We start from the raw sequence: 20,103 nt of genomic DNA, 5'->3' as shown, positions 1-20,103 counted from the left end.
GTTCGACATCGTTAGCTAGGAGGCTGAGATGCATACAGACAATTGGATCCAAGCCCTAGCTGAGTTCGACGCCAAGGGCATGCCTTGTATCATGGTGACAGTGCTTGAAGATAAAGGCTCCACACCGCGCAGTGCAGGCACCAAAATGCTCGTTACGGAAAGCGAGGTGGTGGGCAGCATTGGCGGCGGTCATCTTGAATACGTTGCCATGCAAACCGCCAAAGAATTGCTCAATCTGGGCGAAACCGACATGAAGATCGAACGTTTCAATTTAGGGGCGAAGCTGGGGCAGTGCTGCGGCGGCATCGTCACACTGAGCTTTGAGCCAATAGGCCAGCCACGGCATCTTCTCGCACTATTTGGTGCTGGTCATGTCGCCAAAGCGCTGATCCCTATTCTCGCGACATTGCCATTTAAAGTGATTTGGATTGATGAACGCGCCGAACAGTTCCCTTCTCACCTCCCTAAAAACGTAGAGAAACGACTGACAGAGGATCCCGTCGGTGAAGTACACCACCTTCCTGAAAACTGCATGTACTTAGTGCTCACTCATAGCCATCATCTCGACTTCGAACTTGCTCGAGCCATCTTAACGCGTGGAGACTGTCGCTACTTTGGACTGATCGGCTCACTCACAAAAAGAAAGCGTTTTGATTATCGATTAAAAGAACGAGGCTTTGATGACGATGCGATCAATAACATGACCTGCCCCATCGGCATAGAAGCAGTAAAAGGTAAACACCCGGCAGAGATCGCCGTGGCTGTCGCTGGCGAATTGATCGCCTGTTATCAGGGAGAAATTATTCCCAACAAGCGAGAGCAAGCGTCGCAAGTATCGGCACGGAAGATCGACACACCTTAATCTCTGCTATTTAATCATGAGTTCGCTATGGTTGAATTCTACTGTGAGGCGATATTTCGCATTGTTAAACTGGCACACCAAGCAAACGGTAAGTTGAGTACTTGGTGGCAAAACAAACCACGCAACGTGCAAATATTCGCATCATTTATTCCAGATTAAGGATTTCATACAAAAAACTGACAAAGCATCACAAAGAATTGGCAAGATGTATTCAATTTATCTCTAAATTTCAGCTACCTTTAAAAAGTTTTATATTAGAAAGGATGTATAAATGAACGCGTTTAAATTTAGCATGATCGGGGCTGCTGTTGTTTTTGCCCTTACTGGATGTGGTTCAGACAGTGATTCTAAAAGCACAACGACCCCTGTTACCCTATCCGTTTCTGATGCACCTATTGATGACGTATCAGAAGTCGTCGTGACCTACAGCAAAGTCGCGTTCTTACCGATTGGTGAAGGTAAGCCACAAATCTTTGACGTTTACAAAACCAATGAGAATGGGGAATACGTTGATGAAGATGGAAACTTACTTGAAGAAGGCGAAGACCCACTCCCACTGAGCGTAAACTTATTAGCTTTCCAAGGCAGCGATGCGCAAGAATTGGTTGAAGATGAAGTCATCCCCACCGGCGATTACAAACTGTGTGTTTTTGCCAATGATGGCGACCATCCTGACTACCCATCTTACGTCGTTGAAAAAGCTACAGGAAACCAAGTTGCCTTAACGGTAAAAGGCGAAGGGAAGTGTCCTCAAGGCGTCGGTGAAGAGCCTAATTCTGGCGTACTGTATTTTAACGATACCTTTACCGTTAACCCAGACAACAACGATTACGTGGTTGAGTTCGACTTGCGACGCGGTCTAAAAGACGCAACGGGCAAAGATGAAGGCTACACCATTCAACGTACGTCAGTGTCACTTATCAACACCGTGACCACGGGAAACATTAAAGGTGAAATCGCCTTAAACGACACCTACCTACAGTGTGAGAGCGACTCTGATTCCGGGAATGGTAATGCACACGCGGTTTACCTATACCGAGGTGACATCGCACAAGAGGACATGCAGCCTTACAAAGTAACCGAAGACACAGCAACAGAAGACACAGCAACCGAAGGCGTGCTTCCTATCGCTGCGGCTAACGTAAACCCTGAAACAGAAAACGGTTTGATCACCTACCAATATGAATTTGGATTCGTGGAGCCAGGAACATACTCCGTAGGTTACACCTGTACAGCTAACGATACCAACGACACCATTTATAAAGCCAACAGCAATTTAACGGTTATCGCGGGTGCTGACACCACATCAAACTTCTAACCTTTTAGACAGCAGAGCTTCGGCTCTGCTATCCTCATTTCAATGTCGACCTTTATGCGCTCAAAAGAAACTGATTGGCAAGTAAAAATCTAACTCGAAGCGCTCTTCTTCATTAAGAAAGTGATTACGATGATAATGGACATACGCCGGTGTTGAACGCTGCTTAAAACCCGACTTCGGTAACCATTTCTCTAACACCATACTAATTTGCGGCAGCAACTCACCATACATTCCGCTAAGACGAAACACCGCATGCAAGCCGCCAGGGATGATCATTTGATTCACTACCCCACGATATTTAAGGGGTTTATCTATCGCCATGCACGCGACATACCGACACTTATCTAACTCTACCCATGCTGGGTTGGAGTGGTGCAGCCCAAATTGAGTTAAGAAATCACGATTCTCCGAATTCGCCCATGCCTTAAGCACCAACCATGCCTTACGAATCGAACGATTGTAACCTTCATGACGAACGTAAGCGGCGAATCGTTGTGGGACTTCAATGATTTTCGGTTCAGGTAAAGTGCGCTGTGCCACTCGATGATAACCAGCGGCAATCTCGGGATCTTTCAAATAAGGCTTTTCTGCGACCTGCAGATCGTGCTTGCGCCATGCTCCCGGTGAGAGTTCAAAAGTCGCTTTGAATGCTCGACTAAAAGAAGAAACCGAACTAAAACCACACTTATTGGCGATATCCAATACCGACGATTTGGTATCAAACATCAACTGATTCGCTGCGTATTCCATGCGGGTACGACGGATGTATTGATGGATGGATTCCCCGACCACTTGTTTAAATATTCGGTGGAAGTGCTGTTCAGAATACGCCGCTACATCAGCCAGCTCTTTGGCGGATAATTCTCTACTAATATCTTGATGTATGTAAAACAACACGTCATTGATTCTGGAAACCTGCTGTTGGCTCATGGAGTGACATCTCGCCTAAATAGCATAAATGGACATGTTTAACAGCATAAACAGACACACCTAAGTTATCAATTCCCATGTACTATCTTTCGCATAAAACTAGAATTAAATACTGCGAGAAACACAGTACATGGAAATTGCACAGTCACTACAACAAGTAAAGTCTTCTTATATTCGTGAGATCCTCGCGGCGGCGAGCGATAAAAACGTCATCTCACTTGCTGGCGGTTTACCAGATGAAAAGACATTCCCTATCGACTTAATGAAGCCAACCCTTGAAAACCTAGCCAACATGACAGAGGTGTTTCAGTACGGCTCAACCGCAGGTTATGCACCGCTACTGAACTTTCTGAACGGTTATTACCAATTGCCAGACACGCACCTTGCCATGATCACTACGGGCTCACAGCAAGGCTTAGACTTAATTGCGCGAGCCTATATTAACCCTAACGACAAAGTCGTAATGGAAGCACCAAGCTACCTAGGCGCAATGCAAGTATTTGGCTTAGTTCAAGCGGACATCGTAACCGTTTCGCAAACAGAGTTTGGCCCTAATTTACAAGAGCTAGAAGAATGCTTTGCAGAGCAAAAACCCAAAATGTTTTATGCGGTGCCAGACTTCCACAACCCTACAGGCGTATGCTGGGCGCTAGAAACCCGTAAAAAAGTGGCAGAGCTTTGTATTCAATACAATGTGGCATTCATTGAAGATGCCCCTTACCGCGAACTGCGATTCTCAGGAAGTGCGTTACCTTTGGTATCCGATTTCTGCCCACAGAACGCGATCGTATTACGTTCGTTCTCAAAAATTGCCTCTCCTGGGCTACGTATCGGTGTGGTAACCGGCAAACGCAGCTATATTGAACCGTTGATCAAAATCAAGCAAGGAGCGGACCTACACTCTAGCGTACCGATGCAAGCACTGTTGCATGGCCTGATGCAACACGATGGCTTTGACACTCACATTTCAACCATTTGTCAGCTATACAAATCTCGCTACGACGTGATGTTTGCCGAGCTAAAAAAACAGCTCCCATCAAGCTGTAGAGTAAAGCCTGTTGATGGCGGCATGTTTGTCTGGGTTGAGATCCCTGAGTGCGATACGTTTACGCTAGCAAAAACGCTGCTCGCCAATGGCGTCGCTGTTGTACCGAGCCCAGTGTTTTATCCTGAAGGATCAGAGGTAAAAGCCGCATTGCGACTAAACTTCACGAATGCCACACGTGAAGAACTGAAAGTAGCTGTGACGCGCTTGGCTGAAGTGTTAAACGCACTAAATTAAAAAATATACTTTAGAATCCAACCATCTACCTTTGAAACACAAATTATGTTTCAAAGGTAGTGTTTGAAAAAGTTCCCACAAAAAATAATTTTTTCTCTCAAAATCGATTCTCTACGTTAAGTGTCTGTTTTTACTTGATCCTAGAGCTCTAGCCAAAAATAGATCATCATCACAAATTTGAAGCCTAGAAAAGTTACGTCTATCTTTCAAAAAAGACATCAACCTTGCAACATCATCTACGAATTCAAACACTTTTGGCCGTGGGGCTTAACACGGACAACAATAGACGGTGATCATCTCCGTCGATACGTCTTGTGAAGATGAATTGAGCAAGGAAGCACTTAAAGCCATTCTGAATGTCGCTAATCCAGTCATAAATTGGAGTCTGAACGTCGGCTGACACGCATCATATTAGAGAGGGGTTATCAAGATGAACAACCGAACATCGAAAGGACTCGTCATATCGGGCTTGTCCGCCATGCTGTCACTTGCTTCTGCATCATCAGCTCATGCTAGCAACTCGCCAAATTGTGGCGACGTTCTCGCTGGGAATAAAACGGCCGTGTCACAAAAGATGACCGTTCTTCTCGGAGAAGATATCACCAAAGCCAATCTTGTCACGACCGTGATCCCGGTAAAAAATAATCCATTCGTCACCGAAGCATTGGTTTCCGTTGCAAATGACGTATCACCGAATGGTCTGCTACCAGCAAAATCATTAGAAGAAATCAAACAAGTTCGCACCAACATTGAACAAGCAGGACGAGAAATCACTAAGCTACAAGGCACATTTGAAATTGCATTTATTAGCTTGATTGATGGCTACTGTCAGTTCTCCACCAATACCTTAACCACCCATGCAAAAATCGATTTTGACCATTTAGAGGGACTCTCGTCTTATTCGATTCCTACCCTACTCGCAATGGTTGATAAGTCCTACCGATTAGCAGAAGCACGAATAGCAGAAGAAAACGCCAATCTCACTGACGCAGAGCGCGAGAAACAGCGACAAGAAGAGCTCGCAGCTGCCGCGCGCTATCAAGATGCCAATGTACTGGTCAAAGTAGAACAGTTTGATGGTTCGAACGTCACCTTCTCTGTCACCAACTTAGGTGCTGAAGTCGAACTTCAACCTAACTTCAATACTTTTAGAGCGTATCAAACCGACAAAGGCGAGTTAGTTTATAAATCGGAGTCGTTATTGAGTTTGGTCGATGACGAAGGGAATGGTTTGAACACGTTTGGTATCGCAGAGCTCGGGCCAAAAGGCAGTAGTGCTCTCTCTATTTCGCCAGGGGAAACACGTAAGTTCATCACCAGTATTGAGTCCGAAGTCGCACCACAAACCCAATTGAGTTTAACGTTCCCGGCCAAAGTGCTTAATACTAGCGATGCGTTTACCGTTTCATTCACAGATGCCATAGCGGTTGCAACGGCGAGTATCCACTGATTCAACGCGTAAGGTGCTAAATCTTCAGAGACTGGTAGCGGTCATGACTAAGTTAAGATGAGCTACAAAAAAGCAGACTTTTATCGTCTGCTTTTTTTTAAATTAATTTTGGCATTTGTACGCATTAGCGAACATGGTCACTGAGCTATTAAAACCTAGAGGCTCATAAAGATAGAGCGTGTCTGCACCTAAGTCAGCCGCTTTAATGCGCATTTGGTTCAGCGTACCCCAAACCATGTCTTTGTCTGCATGAAGCCAGTAATCATAGAAGTGACCTTCAGAGCCCATCACGGTGCCAAGGTGTTGGCAGTTTTCAATGGCATTCACGTCATCCCAAACGACTTTCACTTGATTAGATTCCTGTGTTGGGAAGGTAACACAACCGGTTAATAATGTTGCTAATGCTGCGCCAGTCATTAACTTTTTCATAATGATATCGACCTAGGTTTATCCAAACCGGGCATTCTATGCATCGACTAGGCAATGAACAACAAAGAATACTTGTCGTTACAACAACGGTTCATTTCAACATTCGAGCATCACGGATGTTCAGTGTCATCAATCTTAACGTAGATAGCATTTAATGCCGAACTGCGGTAAAACAGATGAATCAGACGAAGTGAGGGATTGAATTTGGCTGGCAAAAACAAACTGATCCGCTATCGAGCAATAGAAGTTGCTGATGTATTTAGCAAAGAAGATGAATTAATTAAACAAGTCCAATCAAATCAACTCTCGCAAGTATTACTGCTGTGGCAAGTGAAAAGCCCCACACTGGTTCTTCCCGCAGGAAAAAAGTGGCCTATCTTTGACGAATTAGAACAAGCGCTACAACATGCCAACTGGAAACTCTTTTCACGTAAAACAGGGGGCGCGCCAGTGCCTCAAGTGTCTGGGATCATTAACCTCTCTCATATTTATCATTGGCCAGAAGGCCAGCCATACGATATCAAACAAGCTTATCTCCATTTATGTTCAGTGCTAACGATATTCTTCGAGCAACTTGGCGTGAAAGTTGATATTCACGCCACCCCCAATTCCTACTGCGATGGCGACTACAATCTCAACATTAGAGGTCAAAAGGTGGTGGGAACCGCGCAACGAGTATTACTCAACAAAAGCGGCGGACAGGTCGTGCTATCTCAAGCGTGTATTCTGATCGACACAGATGTAGAGAAAATCGTTGAGCCCGTACAGTTATGCAATCTCCTGTGTGGCTATGACGAAGACATTCGTGGCAATGTCCATACTCCCCTATTCGATCACATAGAAGAGAGACCAAGCGTGGACACTTTATTCCAAAAACTGACGCAGGCGTTTTTGGATCATGTGAAAATTTGAAAAGATCACAAGAAGTAAAGCTAGGCACGTTCCAATGCCTAGCGATAGAAAGAGCTTACTACAACAGATAGTCATAACGCTCGCTGTCTTTTTCTGAGAAAGACTCAATAAACTCAAGCTGTAAGCCGTGATCCTCTACGTAGTAAACGCTCTTCCTAAATGGGTGCTCACCACCGAGATGAACTAGATCGTATCCTGCTTCTTTGAACCTTATTATTAAAGCTTCCACATCGGGTACCACAATGCCTAAATGCTTGAGCCCTGTCGTATGGCTAGTCCAATGTTCAGCTTCACTATTGCCGCCTGAAGAGATTACCATGTAAGAATGCTCATCTCCGAGATGGAACCATTCGATAGGTTTGCCAAACCAGACATCAATTTTTCCGCTTCCGCGTACTTTCCATTCTGGAATTGCACTGATAAGAAAACGAATCGTTTGTTGCGCATCCACAACTAAAAATATTGGCGTGTTCAATGTCGTTTTTCATGGGGGAAATTCCTTATTCATCATGTTTTTCGTTTGCTTGATGAATACTCTAAAACTTCAAGTTAACTTTAGGTAAATCGCTCATTTTTACATCCCTATAGGAAATGAGATCGAGTTCAACTATTTCTCCGTGACAGAAATAGTTGAAGCCGACGCCCAAAAGCCTCAGAATGTCGCACTTTTCGCATCGTACATAAATTCGACGCGTTGTTATCTAACTCGACAATTGAGAATCATACATATGGGTTTTACCTCGTTAGGTCTATCTGCTCCAATCCTTAAAGCAATTCAGGAAAAAGGCTACGACACCCCTTCGCCAATTCAGGCTCAAGCAATTCCTGCTATTTTGAAAGGGAAAGACGTCATGGCAGCAGCGCAGACTGGTACAGGTAAAACAGCGGGCTTCACGCTGCCAATCCTTGAGCGTTTGTCAAATGGCCCTCGTGTTCGCAGTAACCATATTCGTGCTTTGATCTTAACGCCAACACGTGAGCTTGCCGCGCAGGTTCAAGAAAACGTGTTCATGTACAGCCGCCATCTAACGCTGAGCAGCGCGGTGGTATTCGGTGGCGTGAAGATCAACCCACAAATGCTGCGTCTTCGTAAGGGTGCTGACGTATTGGTTGCAACGCCTGGCCGTCTAATGGACTTGTACAGCCAGAATGCGGTGAAATTCGACCAACTGGAAGTACTGGTTCTGGATGAAGCAGACCGCATGCTCGACATGGGTTTTATTCGCGACATTCGTAAGATTCTTGATTTGCTGCCAAAACAACGTCAAAACCTACTGTTCTCTGCCACGTTCTCGAATGAAATTCGCGCTCTTGCAAAAGGGTTAGTAAACAACCCTGTTGAGATTTCAGTTAACCCAGCAAACTCAACCGCAAGAACAGTAGAGCAATGCATTTACCCTGCAGACGTGAAAAAGAAAGCGCCAATGCTGGTAAAACTGATCAAAGACGGTGACTGGAAGCAAGTGCTGGTATTTACTAAAACTAAGCACGGCGCAAACCGCTTAGCGAAGTTTCTCATTGACGAAAAGATTACCGCTGCCGCTATCCACGGGAACAAGAGTCAAGGCGCACGTACGAAAGCACTGGCGGACTTCAAATCAGGTGAAGTACGCGTTCTCGTTGCAACTGACATCGCAGCACGTGGTATCGATATTCCTCAGCTTCCTCAAGTGGTGAACTTCGAGCTACCAAAAGTGGCTGAAGATTACGTTCACCGTATTGGTCGTACAGGTCGCGCTGGCGAAACAGGCAAAGCAATTTCATTGGTTTGTGCACTTGAAGCACCGGAACTGTTCGCAATAGAGCGTGTAATTCAAGAACTTCTACCACGCAAACAACTTGAGGGCTTCGCTCCAACCAATGCCGTACCAGAATCTAAGCTAGATACTCGCCCAATCAAGCCAAAGAAACCGAAAAAGCCTAAGAAGCCAAAAACCGACGGTGACAATGCTCATCAAGCAGAGAAGAAAACGTCCAATGGCGCAAGCAAGCCTAAGCGTCGTTTCAATGAGAATAAAGGTGGAGCTGGTAAGCCTAAGGGAAACCGTGACGGTCAGGCGCGCTCAAACGGCAAACCAGATGCGAATAAGCCAAACAGCAATAGAAATGGCAACGGTGGTAAGCCAGTAGGAGCAAAACCTTCAAGCAGCAAGCCATCTGGTCAGCGTCGTAAGCCGCGTCCACAAGTGGCTAATTAAGTCGCTCGCTTCCATTTAAATAACAAAGCCGCTGATAACACTCAGCGGCTTTGTTTTATCAACCAGATACATCGCACTTCAAACTTGCTCTTAAGAGTTTAAGTAATGCCTCCAGAGCACTTTCAACCTCAACCACCTAGTGAATCTCTTCTAAAATATCGTCAGATGCATTTTGAAATGCTTTCTCACTTTGGTATCCATTACCTACCCACACCTCTTTGATATTATAAAAGAAAATCGTCACCATAAAGGAGGCTATACCAACTCCTTCCGTTTAAAAGACATTATGGCTCAGGAGAAAAAAGAATGACCAATATATATTCTGATATACCAAATCACATCCCTGATGAGATATTCGAAGATATCATTTCTACAAACCACATTCGAATCGAGCGAATTCTATCTCATGGACATCGATCCCCGGAGGTTGGCTGGTACGACCAAGCTGAACACGAGTGGGTTATTGTACTTAAAGGCGAAGGGGTTATTGAATTCGAAAATGGGCAAGTTCATACATTATCTGAGGGCGATTTTATCAATATAAAAGCCGGTATAAAACACAAAGTATTGAGCACTTCACCTGATGAAGTCACCGTCTGGCTAGCTGTCTTTTACCGCTGACTGCCGTCATAATGGTTGGCAATTAGATGTTTAACTCGACAAATTTTCATTAAAAAGCAAGGAATGCACATGAATACCGTATATGGCTCGGTGATGATATGGGGAGTATTTATCACTGGGTTATGGTCAATTTATCGACAATACAACCGTTAGGTTATTCGGACTTTTGGACACCATGACGATGCCTCTGAAAAAGTATCGCTGTGGGGAAACTTCCACAGAGATCTCTTTTCGACAGCAACGTTCATTCCCAAGCTATATTAATCTTGTTGTAACAAGCATTGACGAGGTTATCCATGACATACGAAGAGTTCAATCAATTCTGCGGCTCGTTCGCTGCGACATCTCATGTTGTACAGTGGGGTGATGCACATGTTTGGAAAGTGGGCGGAAAAGTCTTCGCGATTGGTGGTTGGAGCAAAAATAAACAGCCTGCCTTTATTTTTAAAACCTCACCTTTGAATTTTGATTTTCTCCGTGACAGTGAAGGTTACATCCCTGCCCCTTATTTTGCCAATCGCGGCATGAAATGGATTCAACAAACAGAAACTTCGGGGCGATTGGATGAGGAGTTGAAGTATTACTTGTCCGAATCTTATCAAATTGTTGCTCTTGGCCTGAGCAAACGTAGGCGCCAAGAGTTAGGGATTGAGTAGCCAATTGCGAAACCTTGATAAACACAATGCAAACCTGCTTACTAACTAACAATCCGGCTCGTCTAGTGCCATTACGCCACACTCGCTCAATCAAGCACCTTTCGATAGCTGGTATATAATAAACGGATTACGAACTAAAAAGTGCACATGGGAGTTTTATGTCTGTAGAAAATGAGAAACAAGAAGTCATCGTGGTTGATATCAAAATGCCCTTCATGTCGATGGTTATCCTCATGGTAAAATTTGCCATTGCATCCATTCCGGCCATGATCATTCTAGGCATTATCTTCAGTATTTTAGGGGCACTATTTGGCGGTCTGTTCCATGGAATGGGACGCATGTAGCCCTCCTCGACCACCAGAAATAGACAAACAGCACACTCTCCGCACGAAATAAAACAGAGCGGAGAATCTTTTCATCCTATCAATCCACCAACACTAGTGAATCTAATATTCCCTTTCCACTATGAATCCCTCCTTCATTTTCACTGGCGGGTTTACTACGGATAAGATAGCCAGCATACCCTTCAAACTCGGTGGCAGGTTCACCTTGATAATGCGCTGTAAACAAACCAATTTCACTGACTAAATCGGTCACTATTGTCTGCTTGGCATCACGCACGGCAATCGTTGGCTTTTCGCGCTCATGAGGATACAGACGTTGCATTAATGCCCACGCATCATATTCCTCTTGAGTCATCTGACTCAGTTTCGCTTTGATATCCGCACCAAATATGCAGTGACCACCGCCTTCTCCTTGATTCTTCAACACCCATTCGTTCTGATTAGCAGACGAGTTAAACCACGCAATAGTTTCTACATTGACGGGTTTCATGTCGGCGAGAACACTTTTCACCAACGTCGCTTCTTCTAACGTCAGTCCCCAGCGTATATAGTCTTCAGCTGGCATCGTGGTAAGCAGCATTTGCATTGATTTACTGGTTGCAAGTTGCTGGCTAAAGGTTGCGTTTATCGCTACGTAATGCTTTTCCATAAACAAACGAGTCTGGCTCAAGGTATAGCCACAAACTGGTTCATCCAATTCTGGTGAGCAGTAGTCTATATATTGGTAACCCGAACGCAGATAAACCACGTCGACGCCACCGATGTTGTCTAACATAAGACGCTGATTGTCACCGGTATATAACTGGGTACTCAACTGTTCGAAGGTACGTCTTACGGTGCGCATGCCTAGCTTTTGTAGTTCAACCTCAAGCAAATGCTGGTCGTAAACGTTGTCTTCATTTTTTTGCACCACCATCAAAAACGTCGGCTTATCGTCTTCACTGAAGCGCGTTTTTACTTTTTTCGCGGCCGTGGCAATGCCCAACGCCAATTGTTCCATACCAACATTATCCGCCGGTATTGCACTCTCATCTTCTAGCCAATCACGATACACGATGCCCCATTGATTTTGCATAAATTGATGAAGCTGTGTCGCTCGCTGACCAAACGGAGCCATGCCTGCGGCAATTCCGTTGAACTCTATGACCTTAGCTCCATGTTGGCGGTCGTCCATAAAATCCGTGCGCATCAATAGCAAAGGTTGGCGAGCTGGCTTTAAACGGTTTCCAGACGCTCCATGCGCTTCTTGGTGGAGTGCCATCAGGCGTCCGAAAAATGGCTCAGCCTTAGCCACATCAATTAGTGAGCTTTGCAAGAAGTCGTGATCTTCGGACACGTTGCTGATCAGCTTGGCGATAATCGGCGTGACCATTTTTAAATGCTCATACACGCTTCGTTCAATCGACATTGGCGCAATGCTAAAAGGACAATGTCTCGCGCTATTGTCTGCTTGGCGAAATGCGATGCCATGCATGATTGCCCACTCACAGGCATCTTCAATCACTTGCTGAGAAACATATCGATATTTTGAAGTATTCATAGGTTCGCTTCTAAAAAAATAACGTCGTAATCTACCTTAGACGAATGAACGTTCAAAAAGATGATCATGATTTTGACCTCTTTTACTTAAAATAGAACCAATTCTTGTCATGCACAAAGCTCATCGCCCTTCCTTTGCCGCTTGGGAGTGGTTAAAATGCACAAAATTGCGCACTAACTGGATAGAACATGGCAAAACTTACCCTTCAAGAGCAGATGCTAAAAGCAGGCTTGGTAAACGAAAAAAAACTGAAGAAAGCCAAAAAAGGCTCTAAGAAATCACGTATTCAAGCACGTGAAGTAAAAGCGGCGGTTGAAGAGAGCAAACGTCAGCAGTTAGAGCGTGACAAGCAACTGAGCGAACAACAAAACAACGAGCGCTTGAACAAAGAGATTAGAGCACAAATCAATCAGCTGATTGAGAATAACAAGATTGATTTAAAAGATGGCGACATCAAGTACAACTTTACTCATGGTACACTTGTGAAATCTCTATATGTAGATTCACTAGTTCGTGAGCAGCTGATAAAAGGTATCTTGGCCATTGCCATCGTTGGTGAGAGCTATGTGGTTATTCCTCGTCCTGTTGCAAACAAAATTGCTCAACGCGACGAGTCAGTGATCATTGAACAGAAAGAGCCAGAATCAGATATCCCAGCAGAAGACGATCCATACGCTGACTTCGTCGTGCCAGACGATCTAATGTGGTAGCGCTTTTTCTGTCACGATAATCGTACCATTTATCTCAACCCAAGTGTTTTCAAATAATGGCGCTGCTTAAAGCCAACACATTGACACCGCTTGGGTTCTTTATTTCATTTCAAACAGTGTACCACCACCAACCTTACGACATGGCGAACATACTCAGTTAAACGTCTGACACTGCTCTGGATCACCTGATTCAAATCCCTTCTTAAACCAAGCAACCCTTTGATCTGACGAACCATGTGTAAAACTATCCGGCTGAACCGAGCGTCCCGCCATTTCTTGCAATCTATCGTCCCCCACCGCCGTTGCCGCTGCAATGCCTTCTTCCATATCGCCGGGATCGAGTATTTTCATCTCATTATTGACATAATAGCCCCACACCCCCGCGTAACAGTCGGCTTGCAGCTCTAATTTGACACTGAGTTTATTTGCATCCACTTTTGACGATTGTTGCTGTAAGCGATGGACTTCACCGCTCGTTCCGAGTAGGTTTTGTACATGGTGACCGACCTCATGCGCAATCACATAGGCAAAAGCAAAGTCTCCTGGTGCACCGAGCTTTTTCAATTCATCCATAAAGCTCAGATCGAGGTATATTTTGCCATCGGCCGGGCAATAAAACGGCCCCGACACCGCTTGCCCTATCCCACACCCTGTTGACGTCGTGTTGGTATAAAGCACTAGTGTTGGCTCCCGATAGCCATTGGATAATAACGTCGACCAAACACTCTCGGTCGTCCCCAAAACCGCCGCTACGAATTGGGCATTTTCATCCGAAAGTGCTTGGCTATCGGATGGGCTAGTAGACTGCTGCGTTATTGGTATACCAACCATCTCTCCGATCAAACTTCCGTCACCCATTAATGCCTGATAACCAAAGAAGAGAACGCCACCGAGTAGAACAAGCCGGCCGACTTTGCTCTTCATTAAAAAAGGCAAAAAACGAAATAGTTGAGCAACAAGTAATCCGTTTGAAGCTGCACCTTTTGTCCCTGGTTGACCTCGACGATCTTCTACATTTGAACTTCTTCGGCTATTACGCCATCGCATATTTCACCCCAATTATTCTGTATCGCAGACTCAATTGTGGGCTATTTTTTGTAATTTTGCTGAGGCAGAGATGAGACTTACGTCCCTTGAACAGTGTGCTATGGATTGATTGAACGACCACCAGTATTGTTCGCTCCATCAAAGCATCTCCGCTTCAAAGCGTGCGGTTCGCGCTTGTGCGACAGTACAGTTGGTCACAGACATCAATTCCGCCAAGGTAATATTGGGGGTTTCTAACACTAAACGAATCAACTTCGCTTCTAACGGTTCAAGTTTGTCACTGTGCTTGGCGAGGCCCAATTCCAATTTGTTGATCACAAATCGCATCGGCTCGGGCGCTTCGACCTTGATATGATCAGCAAAAGCTTTTATATGTCGCGCTTCACCCGAAATCTGCCAGTTCCTAGAACGCCTGATCCGTTTCAGTTCACACCCTTTCTCAGCCGCGATGGCTTTAGCTCGCTTAGCTTGCTCTCCCCCAATTCGATGAATAAAAGAAGGTAATAGAATCGTGATGCTTGTGTCTTTCATAGAGTTAAACCTCAACCACCGATACGTTCTCAGCTACCCATTTAAGAAGTTGCTTGGCGGCTTTTGACAGCACTTGGTTTTGGCGCACGATGTAGCCGAAATCGGTATTGGGGAAGCTAGGCAAAGGCGTCACTTCTCGTGAGAGTTTAAGCCTTGGATCGAGGGAAAAATCAGGCACAATCGCCGTACCAAAGCCCGCTTCTGCCCAGTCGATTTGTGCCTCTACACTGCCTACTTCCATCACTCTATGTTTTGGTAACTTTAGCTCTGGTAGTGATGCGTCAATCAATTCACGAGTTCGGGTATCATGGCCAAGCAAGATCAAAGTCTGGCTCTCTTCCTTGTTGTCTCGCCAATCGAAAATGTTATCGCCAAAAGCACACCAATGGATTTGCGTTAAAGGCGTAAAGTGCAGCGGTTGGCTCTCTTTCTGCGCCATCACAAAACCGATGTCAGCACGGGCACTTTTCACTAGCTCCACCGCCTGAGAAGATGTCGTATTGAAGAGTGCTAAGTCGATGCCCGGATATTCACTTTTAAACTGCTGAAAAGGCTTGATAAGTAATAGGCGTGAAACAATATCGCTCGCTGCAATTGAAAGCGTCCCTTGCATTAAGTCGTCAATGGCATTGAGATCAGATTGGCAGATTTGCAGCTCGTTCAACATGTGCTGCGCAGTGTCTAATAATCGCTTACCTGCCTGAGTCAGTTGTACTGGGTTACGCTCGATCAACTTAGTGCGAGTCGCTTGTTCAAGCTGCTTGATGTGAAGGCTCACATTAGGCTGCGTCATGTGCAGTTCGATCGCTGTTTTACCGAAATGCTTTACTTCCGCCAAGGTGACGAATGTACGCAACCAGTTCAAATCTAACATAGAAAATTGCCCGATATGATTTTCTTATCAAGTTAATGAGTATAATTAATTTCTCTTATTCACGCGAGCCCCCTAAGATTTTCCGGTCTGTTTTTGGAGAATGAGTTATGTCGTCTATCGTTGTTGTGGGTGCAAACTGGGGTGATGAAGGCAAAGGCCGCATCGTTGACTTTTTGGCAGAGCAAGCTTCTGCAAGCATTCGTTTCCAAGGTGGTAGCAACGCGGGTCACACCGTGATTAACGACCTAGGTACGTTCAAGCTGCACCAGCTACCAAGTGGCGTTTTCAACCCAGACTGTTTGGCAGTTTTAGGTCCGGGTATGGTTATCAGCCCTGCGTCGCTGTCTCAGGAGATTGCGGAAGTTGAAGCAGCGGGCGTGAAAGTGAAGATGTGCATCTCTGATCGCGCAACACTGTGTCTACCTCTACACGCACTAGAAGATACGCTAGAAGAACAACGCTTAGGCGACAAAGCATACGGTTCAACTCGTCAGGGCATTGCACCTGCATACGGCGACCGTGTGATGAAAAAAGGCATCCTTGTGGGTTGGCTACAGCAACCAGAAGTTCTTGTTGAACGTCTTAAATTCTGGATGGATTGGAAACTTCCACAGCTACGTGCTCTTTACCCAACGTTCGAGTTTGAACAAACCGCTGAAGAGATGGCGGACTGGTTGCTAGAAGTGTCTTCACCTTGGCGTGATGCTATCTGCAACGTAACGCTTCCACTAAAAGCGCTACAAGCAAAAGACCAAACGCTATTGTTTGAAGCACAGCTAGGTGCAGGCCGTGACCTTATTTACGGTGAGTACCCATGGACAACGTCTTCGAACGTCGTGTCTATGTACGCAGGTATCGGTAGTGGTCTGCCTGCTCTGCGCCCAGAGCGTGTTATCGCAGTAGCAAAAGCGTTCAGCTCATCGGTAGGTACAGGTACGCTGATCACAGCAATGGAAGAGCAAGATGCATTCCGTGAACTAGCAGGTGAATTCGGCGCAACAACGGGTCGTCCACGTGACATGGGTTACTTCGATGCAGTCGCAACGAAGAACGGTGTTGAGCTTCAAGCAGCGACTGAAATTGCACTGACAAAAGTAGACTGTCTGACTGGCCTTTTCGATCTAAAAATTTGTGTTGGTTACGAAGGCGAACACAGTGAGAACCCCATTTGGCCTCAAACGGCTGCACTAACACCAATCTATGAGAAGATGGAAAGTTGGAGCGAAGACATTTCTGGTTGTCGTAAATTCGAAGAGCTACCAGTCGCGGCACAAAAATACGTTCTACGTATTGAAGAACTAATGGGTGTACCAGTGAAGATGGTATCGGTTGGTCCTGGTCGTGAACAAATGATTATGCGCTAAGGCGTGGAATAACACGTCTATACCCAAGTCACAGTAAGTGCTTGGTTATATTAGCAAGCGGCTTTATCTTTTCCGGGGTAACGCCGCTTTTTTTGTTTTTTCAGTCGATAGAACATTAACCCTATCTTCATTTCCTGTACTCCAATGCTTACAGATTCCGACTTCAGAGTGAGGTTACTTGGTTTTCAAAGCTATACTTTCGCAATAGTCTTCAAACTCATGGATATTTCAAAGTGCCAATTACCCAAATTGATAATAACACTGCACTCATCGCCATTGACTTGCAATATGGTATTGTCGAACTGGTCGACGCTAAAGATGCAAGTAAAGTCATTGAGCATACCAATCTGTTGTTAAACACTTTTCACTCTCTCAATTGGCCTGTGGTACTCGTGAATGTCTCCGGTCGTCCAGACGGGCGAGTAGATTCGCCCTCTCGCTCATCGCGTGAACTAAAGCCGAATTGGACGACGTTGATAGAAGAGTTGAACCATCACCGTACTGATATCGTTATCACCAAACAAACGTGGGGGGCATTCACCCACACGCAGCTTCACCAACGCCTACAAAGCTTAAATGTGACTCATGTCGTGATCACTGGTATCGCGACAAGCATGGGCGTTCTGTCAACAGCCATGCAAGCTTATGAACTAGGATATAACGTCACCATTTGCCATGATGCGGTCACCGACCCCTCGCTAGCCAATCATGCCTTTGCTCTATCGTCCGTTATTCCTAAGATTTCAGAGGTCGGCACGACTTTAGATTTTATTTCATTAGCAAAGTCCTTGTATTAATTCAGCCCACTCCCGCTCGTTCACTTTCTCTTCTATGGCAGTAATGAGAAAGTGGACTATGCTTTCTTTGCTTGCTTTAAGACAAGTCAAATAGGAGTGCCAATGAAACAGATCAAATTATTATCGTTTGTGTTATCTGCTCTTCCTCTCTTTTCTAGTTATTCCTTTGAGCTAAAAAGCACAGATATTATTGATAATCAATCACTTAAGAAATCACAAATTTTCAACCAATGGGGCTGCACCGGAGACAATAAGTCTCCAGAACTGAGTTGGAATAGCCCTCCTGAAGGTACAAAAAGCTTCGCAATTACCATGTATGACCCAGACGCGCCAACCGGTAGTGGTTGGTGGCATTGGTTAGTGGTCAATATTCCTGCTGATCAAACTGGTATGGCAGAAAATGCCGGTGAAAAAGGAGGGAAAAGCTTGCCTAAAGGCGCCAGCATGGTGACCAATGACTTTGGTTTCAAAGGATTTGGCGGTGCATGCCCTCCTCCAAACGCGAAACCACACAATTATCAAATTACCGTCTATGCCTTGGATACAGAAAAAATTGAGCTGCCCGACAATGCGTCAGGTGCGCTCGCCGGCTACAACATACTGCAACATGTTATTGATAAAGTGGTATTAACCGCACCAACCAATTTGAGATAGTCACAAAATGATTGGTTTCATTCATCCTACCCTTGCGTAGCGATTAAGAAGAGTTCAAGTTCGAGCTCTTCTTTTTTGATTCAGCGTAAATCGATGCATCTCAAATAAGATTGAGAACACCTAGTGCCACTCATTAAATGTGCTGCCCTTCACTGCTTGCTCATGCATTACCTTAAGAATCATTAAAAACACATTTCATGTTATTTTTTCTAATGGGCCTATTGACAAGAAAATTACGGAAGCATATATTGCTTACACGAACTGCCAAATGGAGTTCATTGATGACTTAATTCGCCTTATTAAGGGAATACAAAAGTGATCACCACGGAACGAGCAGACTGTCCCATCAACAGGATGATCAAGATGCGACTTCCGATTATTAACCGTTGAACCGTATGTCTAAATTAGCTCTCAAGGGCTTAAGAGTATGAGTTCGATCTCAGCACTTTATGTGTTGAGAACTATTGCTTATTGAAAGGATAGTACTATGCGTAATGTAGATATTTCTCCCCTATACCGTCATGCCATCGGTTTCGATCGTCTGTTGAATCTTGTTGAGAACAACGCGAAGAAATCGTCTCAAAATGGTTACCCACCATATAACATCGAACAGAAAGATGAGCACAACTACCGCATTACTATGGCAGTTGCTGGTTTCTCTGAAGATGCGCTAACTCTCACTCAAAACGAAAACATGCTGATCGTTTCAGGCGAAATTAATGCCTCTGAAACCAAACCAACTTACATTTATCAAGGTATTGCCGAGCGCAACTTTGAGCGCAAGTTCCAACTGGCTGACTACGTCACTGTTACCGCAGCGAGTATGGAAAATGGATTGCTGCATATTGATCTCATCCGAGAAGTTCCGGAAGCAATGCAAGCGCGTAAGATTTCCATCAGCAAATAGTTTCAAGTTTTCGCTAAACATGGCTAACCACAGCATCACCTGTTTAGCGGTAATCACTGAACCAATCTATTTGATTGAGACAAGGTATAACAGCCACAAAAATGCCTGTTATGCCCTTATAAAACAACATCGAATTTTAACAACTTTGCATTAATATAACTAATGCAAAGTGTAGAGGTAATTATTATGGGTAAAATCATTGGTATTGACTTAGGTACGACTAACTCATGTGTTGCTGTACTAGACGGCGACAAACCACGTGTCATTGAAAACGCAGAGGGTGAGCGCACCACTGCATCGGTTGTTGCTTACACTGACGGTGAAACGCTAGTAGGTCAACCTGCGAAACGTCAAGCAGTAACTAACCCAACTAACACGCTATTTGCAATTAAGCGTCTAATTGGCCGTCGTTTTGAAGACGAAGAAGTTCAGCGTGACATCGAAATCATGCCTTACAAAATCGTTAAGGCTGACAACGGTGATGCTTGGGTAGAAGCGAAAGGCCAAAAAATGGCGGCTCCTCAAGTTTCTGCTGAAATCTTGAAAAAAATGAAGAAAACGGCTGAAGACTTCCTAGGTGAGGAAGTGACTGGCGCCGTTATCACCGTTCCTGCTTACTTTAACGATGCACAGCGTCAAGCAACCAAAGATGCTGGCCGTATCGCAGGTCTAGAAGT

At 44.9% G+C, this 20,103-nt stretch carries 22 protein-coding genes and 1 pseudogene; 16 read left to right on the top strand and 7 right to left on the bottom strand.

The features are described from left to right. Window positions 1–28: 28 nt before the first annotated feature. The 3 genes from xdhC to ACVA54_RS06765 all read left to right on the top strand — a co-directional run bounded on the left by xdhC (window position 29) and on the right by ACVA54_RS06765 (window position 2,180). Entirely contained in the window at window positions 29–862 is an 834-nt protein-coding gene (gene xdhC, locus ACVA54_RS06775) for a xanthine dehydrogenase accessory protein XdhC (RefSeq protein WP_446579365.1), read from the top strand. A gap of 27 nt (window positions 863–889) precedes the next feature. Continuing rightward, on the top strand, window positions 890–1,021 hold the full coding sequence (locus ACVA54_RS06770; RefSeq protein WP_259343772.1) for a hypothetical protein: 132 nt from the start codon (window positions 890–892) through the stop codon (window positions 1,019–1,021). 112 nt (window positions 1,022–1,133) lie between these two features. Continuing rightward, complete coding sequence (locus ACVA54_RS06765; RefSeq protein ID WP_446596402.1) at window positions 1,134–2,180, top strand: DUF4382 domain-containing protein; 1,047 nt, start codon at window positions 1,134–1,136, stop codon at window positions 2,178–2,180. 60 nt (window positions 2,181–2,240) lie between these two features. Here the strand turns inward: ACVA54_RS06765 and ACVA54_RS06760 are convergent, their stop codons facing one another. Further along, on the bottom strand, window positions 2,241–3,110 hold the full coding sequence (locus ACVA54_RS06760; protein ID WP_099080426.1) for an AraC family transcriptional regulator: 870 nt from the start codon (window positions 3,108–3,110) through the stop codon (window positions 2,241–2,243). Between the two features lie 130 nt (window positions 3,111–3,240). On the opposite strand from ACVA54_RS06760, the gene ACVA54_RS06755 reads away from it, so the two are divergent. Both ACVA54_RS06755 and ACVA54_RS06750 read left to right on the top strand, forming a co-directional pair. Beyond that, window positions 3,241–4,392, top strand: coding sequence for an aminotransferase-like domain-containing protein (locus ACVA54_RS06755; protein ID WP_119464350.1), 1,152 nt, complete (start codon window positions 3,241–3,243; stop codon window positions 4,390–4,392). Window positions 4,393–4,822: 430 nt separating this feature from the next. After that, on the top strand, window positions 4,823–5,842 hold the full coding sequence (locus ACVA54_RS06750; protein WP_446649481.1) for a hypothetical protein: 1,020 nt from the start codon (window positions 4,823–4,825) through the stop codon (window positions 5,840–5,842). A 102-nt stretch (window positions 5,843–5,944) separates the two neighbouring features. Here the strand turns inward: ACVA54_RS06750 and ACVA54_RS06745 are convergent, their stop codons facing one another. Next, window positions 5,945–6,271 carry a DUF4156 domain-containing protein gene (locus ACVA54_RS06745; protein WP_099080429.1) on the bottom strand — a complete coding sequence of 109 codons (327 nt, stop codon included), beginning with the start codon at window positions 6,269–6,271 and terminating at the stop codon, window positions 5,945–5,947. 204 nt (window positions 6,272–6,475) lie between these two features. On the opposite strand from ACVA54_RS06745, the gene ACVA54_RS06740 reads away from it, so the two are divergent. Then, the gene (locus ACVA54_RS06740; protein WP_119464348.1) at window positions 6,476–7,183 is read left to right on the top strand and encodes a lipoate--protein ligase family protein; all 708 of its coding nucleotides are present in this window, start codon (window positions 6,476–6,478) and stop codon (window positions 7,181–7,183) included. 58 nt (window positions 7,184–7,241) lie between these two features. Here the strand turns inward: ACVA54_RS06740 and ACVA54_RS06735 are convergent. Then, window positions 7,242–7,671 (bottom strand): annotated as a pseudogene (locus ACVA54_RS06735) (VOC family protein). A 240-nt stretch (window positions 7,672–7,911) separates the two neighbouring features. On the opposite strand from ACVA54_RS06735, the gene ACVA54_RS06730 reads away from it, so the two are divergent. The 4 genes from ACVA54_RS06730 (at window position 7,912) to ACVA54_RS06715 (ending at window position 11,002) form a co-directional block, all read left to right on the top strand. Next, window positions 7,912–9,381, top strand: coding sequence for a DEAD/DEAH box helicase (locus ACVA54_RS06730; protein ID WP_119464347.1), 1,470 nt, complete (start codon window positions 7,912–7,914; stop codon window positions 9,379–9,381). A 306-nt stretch (window positions 9,382–9,687) separates the two neighbouring features. After that, window positions 9,688–10,002 carry a cupin domain-containing protein gene (locus tag ACVA54_RS06725; RefSeq protein ID WP_099080432.1) on the top strand — a complete coding sequence of 105 codons (315 nt, stop codon included), beginning with the start codon at window positions 9,688–9,690 and terminating at the stop codon, window positions 10,000–10,002. 296 nt (window positions 10,003–10,298) lie between these two features. After that, window positions 10,299–10,658, top strand: coding sequence for an MmcQ/YjbR family DNA-binding protein (locus ACVA54_RS06720; RefSeq protein ID WP_446649480.1), 360 nt, complete (start codon window positions 10,299–10,301; stop codon window positions 10,656–10,658). A 158-nt stretch (window positions 10,659–10,816) separates the two neighbouring features. After that, window positions 10,817–11,002, top strand: coding sequence for a hypothetical protein (locus ACVA54_RS06715; protein WP_099080434.1), 186 nt, complete (start codon window positions 10,817–10,819; stop codon window positions 11,000–11,002). A 79-nt stretch (window positions 11,003–11,081) separates the two neighbouring features. On the opposite strand, the gene ACVA54_RS06710 is transcribed toward ACVA54_RS06715, so the two are convergent. After that, a complete protein-coding gene (locus ACVA54_RS06710; RefSeq protein ID WP_099080435.1) occupies window positions 11,082–12,542 on the bottom strand; it encodes a glutathione synthase in 1,461 nt (486 codons plus the stop codon). A 188-nt stretch (window positions 12,543–12,730) separates the two neighbouring features. Between ACVA54_RS06710 and ACVA54_RS06705 the strand changes: the two genes are divergently transcribed. Then, entirely contained in the window at window positions 12,731–13,252 is a 522-nt protein-coding gene (locus tag ACVA54_RS06705; RefSeq protein WP_446632270.1) for a DUF2058 domain-containing protein, read from the top strand. A 153-nt stretch (window positions 13,253–13,405) separates the two neighbouring features. Here ACVA54_RS06705 and ypfJ read toward each other — a convergent pair whose 3' ends face one another. From ypfJ to ACVA54_RS06690, 3 genes are all read right to left on the bottom strand, one after another. Next, complete coding sequence (ypfJ, locus tag ACVA54_RS06700) at window positions 13,406–14,299, bottom strand: KPN_02809 family neutral zinc metallopeptidase (protein WP_099080437.1); 894 nt, start codon at window positions 14,297–14,299, stop codon at window positions 13,406–13,408. A gap of 138 nt (window positions 14,300–14,437) precedes the next feature. After that, window positions 14,438–14,830: a ribosome recycling factor family protein gene (locus tag ACVA54_RS06695; protein WP_099080438.1), complete on the bottom strand. Its 393-nt coding sequence runs from the start codon at window positions 14,828–14,830 to the stop codon at window positions 14,438–14,440. A gap of 4 nt (window positions 14,831–14,834) precedes the next feature. Beyond that, window positions 14,835–15,704: a LysR family transcriptional regulator gene (locus ACVA54_RS06690; protein WP_099080439.1), complete on the bottom strand. Its 870-nt coding sequence runs from the start codon at window positions 15,702–15,704 to the stop codon at window positions 14,835–14,837. Window positions 15,705–15,811: 107 nt separating this feature from the next. Between ACVA54_RS06690 and ACVA54_RS06685 the strand changes: the two genes are divergently transcribed. The 5 genes from ACVA54_RS06685 to ACVA54_RS06665 all read left to right on the top strand — a co-directional run. Continuing rightward, window positions 15,812–17,068 carry an adenylosuccinate synthetase gene (locus ACVA54_RS06685; protein ID WP_446608336.1) on the top strand — a complete coding sequence of 419 codons (1,257 nt, stop codon included), beginning with the start codon at window positions 15,812–15,814 and terminating at the stop codon, window positions 17,066–17,068. A gap of 233 nt (window positions 17,069–17,301) precedes the next feature. Next, entirely contained in the window at window positions 17,302–17,865 is a 564-nt protein-coding gene (locus ACVA54_RS06680; protein WP_099080441.1) for a cysteine hydrolase family protein, read from the top strand. Window positions 17,866–17,967: 102 nt separating this feature from the next. Then, window positions 17,968–18,519, top strand: coding sequence for a YbhB/YbcL family Raf kinase inhibitor-like protein (locus ACVA54_RS06675; protein WP_099080442.1), 552 nt, complete (start codon window positions 17,968–17,970; stop codon window positions 18,517–18,519). Between the two features lie 487 nt (window positions 18,520–19,006). Continuing rightward, window positions 19,007–19,426, top strand: a complete 420-nt coding sequence (locus ACVA54_RS06670) for an Hsp20 family protein (RefSeq protein ID WP_099080443.1) — start codon at window positions 19,007–19,009, stop codon at window positions 19,424–19,426. A 186-nt stretch (window positions 19,427–19,612) separates the two neighbouring features. Next, on the top strand, window positions 19,613–20,103 hold a 491-nt coding region (locus ACVA54_RS06665), incomplete at its 3' end, for an Hsp70 family protein (RefSeq protein ID WP_446579359.1).

This window comes from Vibrio sp. PNB23_22_6 (genome assembly GCF_052877535.1).
The sequence above is the reverse complement of the archived record's forward strand: the minus strand, read 5'-3'. Positions and strand labels throughout refer to the sequence as shown.

Coding starts and splice junctions, on each gene's coding strand:
- xdhC (WP_446579365.1), top strand. CDS start 29: ATGCATACAGACAATTGGATCCAAGCCCTAGCTGAGTTCGACGCCAAG.
- ACVA54_RS06770 (WP_259343772.1), top strand. CDS start 890: ATGGTTGAATTCTACTGTGAGGCGATATTTCGCATTGTTAAACTGGCA.
- ACVA54_RS06765 (WP_446596402.1), top strand. CDS start 1,134: ATGAACGCGTTTAAATTTAGCATGATCGGGGCTGCTGTTGTTTTTGCC.
- ACVA54_RS06760 (WP_099080426.1), bottom strand. CDS start 3,110: ATGAGCCAACAGCAGGTTTCCAGAATCAATGACGTGTTGTTTTACATA.
- ACVA54_RS06755 (WP_119464350.1), top strand. CDS start 3,241: ATGGAAATTGCACAGTCACTACAACAAGTAAAGTCTTCTTATATTCGT.
- ACVA54_RS06750 (WP_446649481.1), top strand. CDS start 4,823: ATGAACAACCGAACATCGAAAGGACTCGTCATATCGGGCTTGTCCGCC.
- ACVA54_RS06745 (WP_099080429.1), bottom strand. CDS start 6,271: ATGAAAAAGTTAATGACTGGCGCAGCATTAGCAACATTATTAACCGGT.
- ACVA54_RS06730 (WP_119464347.1), top strand. CDS start 7,912: ATGGGTTTTACCTCGTTAGGTCTATCTGCTCCAATCCTTAAAGCAATT.
- ACVA54_RS06725 (WP_099080432.1), top strand. CDS start 9,688: ATGACCAATATATATTCTGATATACCAAATCACATCCCTGATGAGATA.
- ACVA54_RS06720 (WP_446649480.1), top strand. CDS start 10,299: ATGACATACGAAGAGTTCAATCAATTCTGCGGCTCGTTCGCTGCGACA.
- ACVA54_RS06715 (WP_099080434.1), top strand. CDS start 10,817: ATGTCTGTAGAAAATGAGAAACAAGAAGTCATCGTGGTTGATATCAAA.
- ACVA54_RS06710 (WP_099080435.1), bottom strand. CDS start 12,542: ATGAATACTTCAAAATATCGATATGTTTCTCAGCAAGTGATTGAAGAT.
- ACVA54_RS06705 (WP_446632270.1), top strand. CDS start 12,731: ATGGCAAAACTTACCCTTCAAGAGCAGATGCTAAAAGCAGGCTTGGTA.
- ypfJ (WP_099080437.1), bottom strand. CDS start 14,299: ATGCGATGGCGTAATAGCCGAAGAAGTTCAAATGTAGAAGATCGTCGA.
- ACVA54_RS06695 (WP_099080438.1), bottom strand. CDS start 14,830: ATGAAAGACACAAGCATCACGATTCTATTACCTTCTTTTATTCATCGA.
- ACVA54_RS06690 (WP_099080439.1), bottom strand. CDS start 15,704: ATGTTAGATTTGAACTGGTTGCGTACATTCGTCACCTTGGCGGAAGTA.
- ACVA54_RS06685 (WP_446608336.1), top strand. CDS start 15,812: ATGTCGTCTATCGTTGTTGTGGGTGCAAACTGGGGTGATGAAGGCAAA.
- ACVA54_RS06675 (WP_099080442.1), top strand. CDS start 17,968: ATGAAACAGATCAAATTATTATCGTTTGTGTTATCTGCTCTTCCTCTC.
- ACVA54_RS06670 (WP_099080443.1), top strand. CDS start 19,007: ATGCGTAATGTAGATATTTCTCCCCTATACCGTCATGCCATCGGTTTC.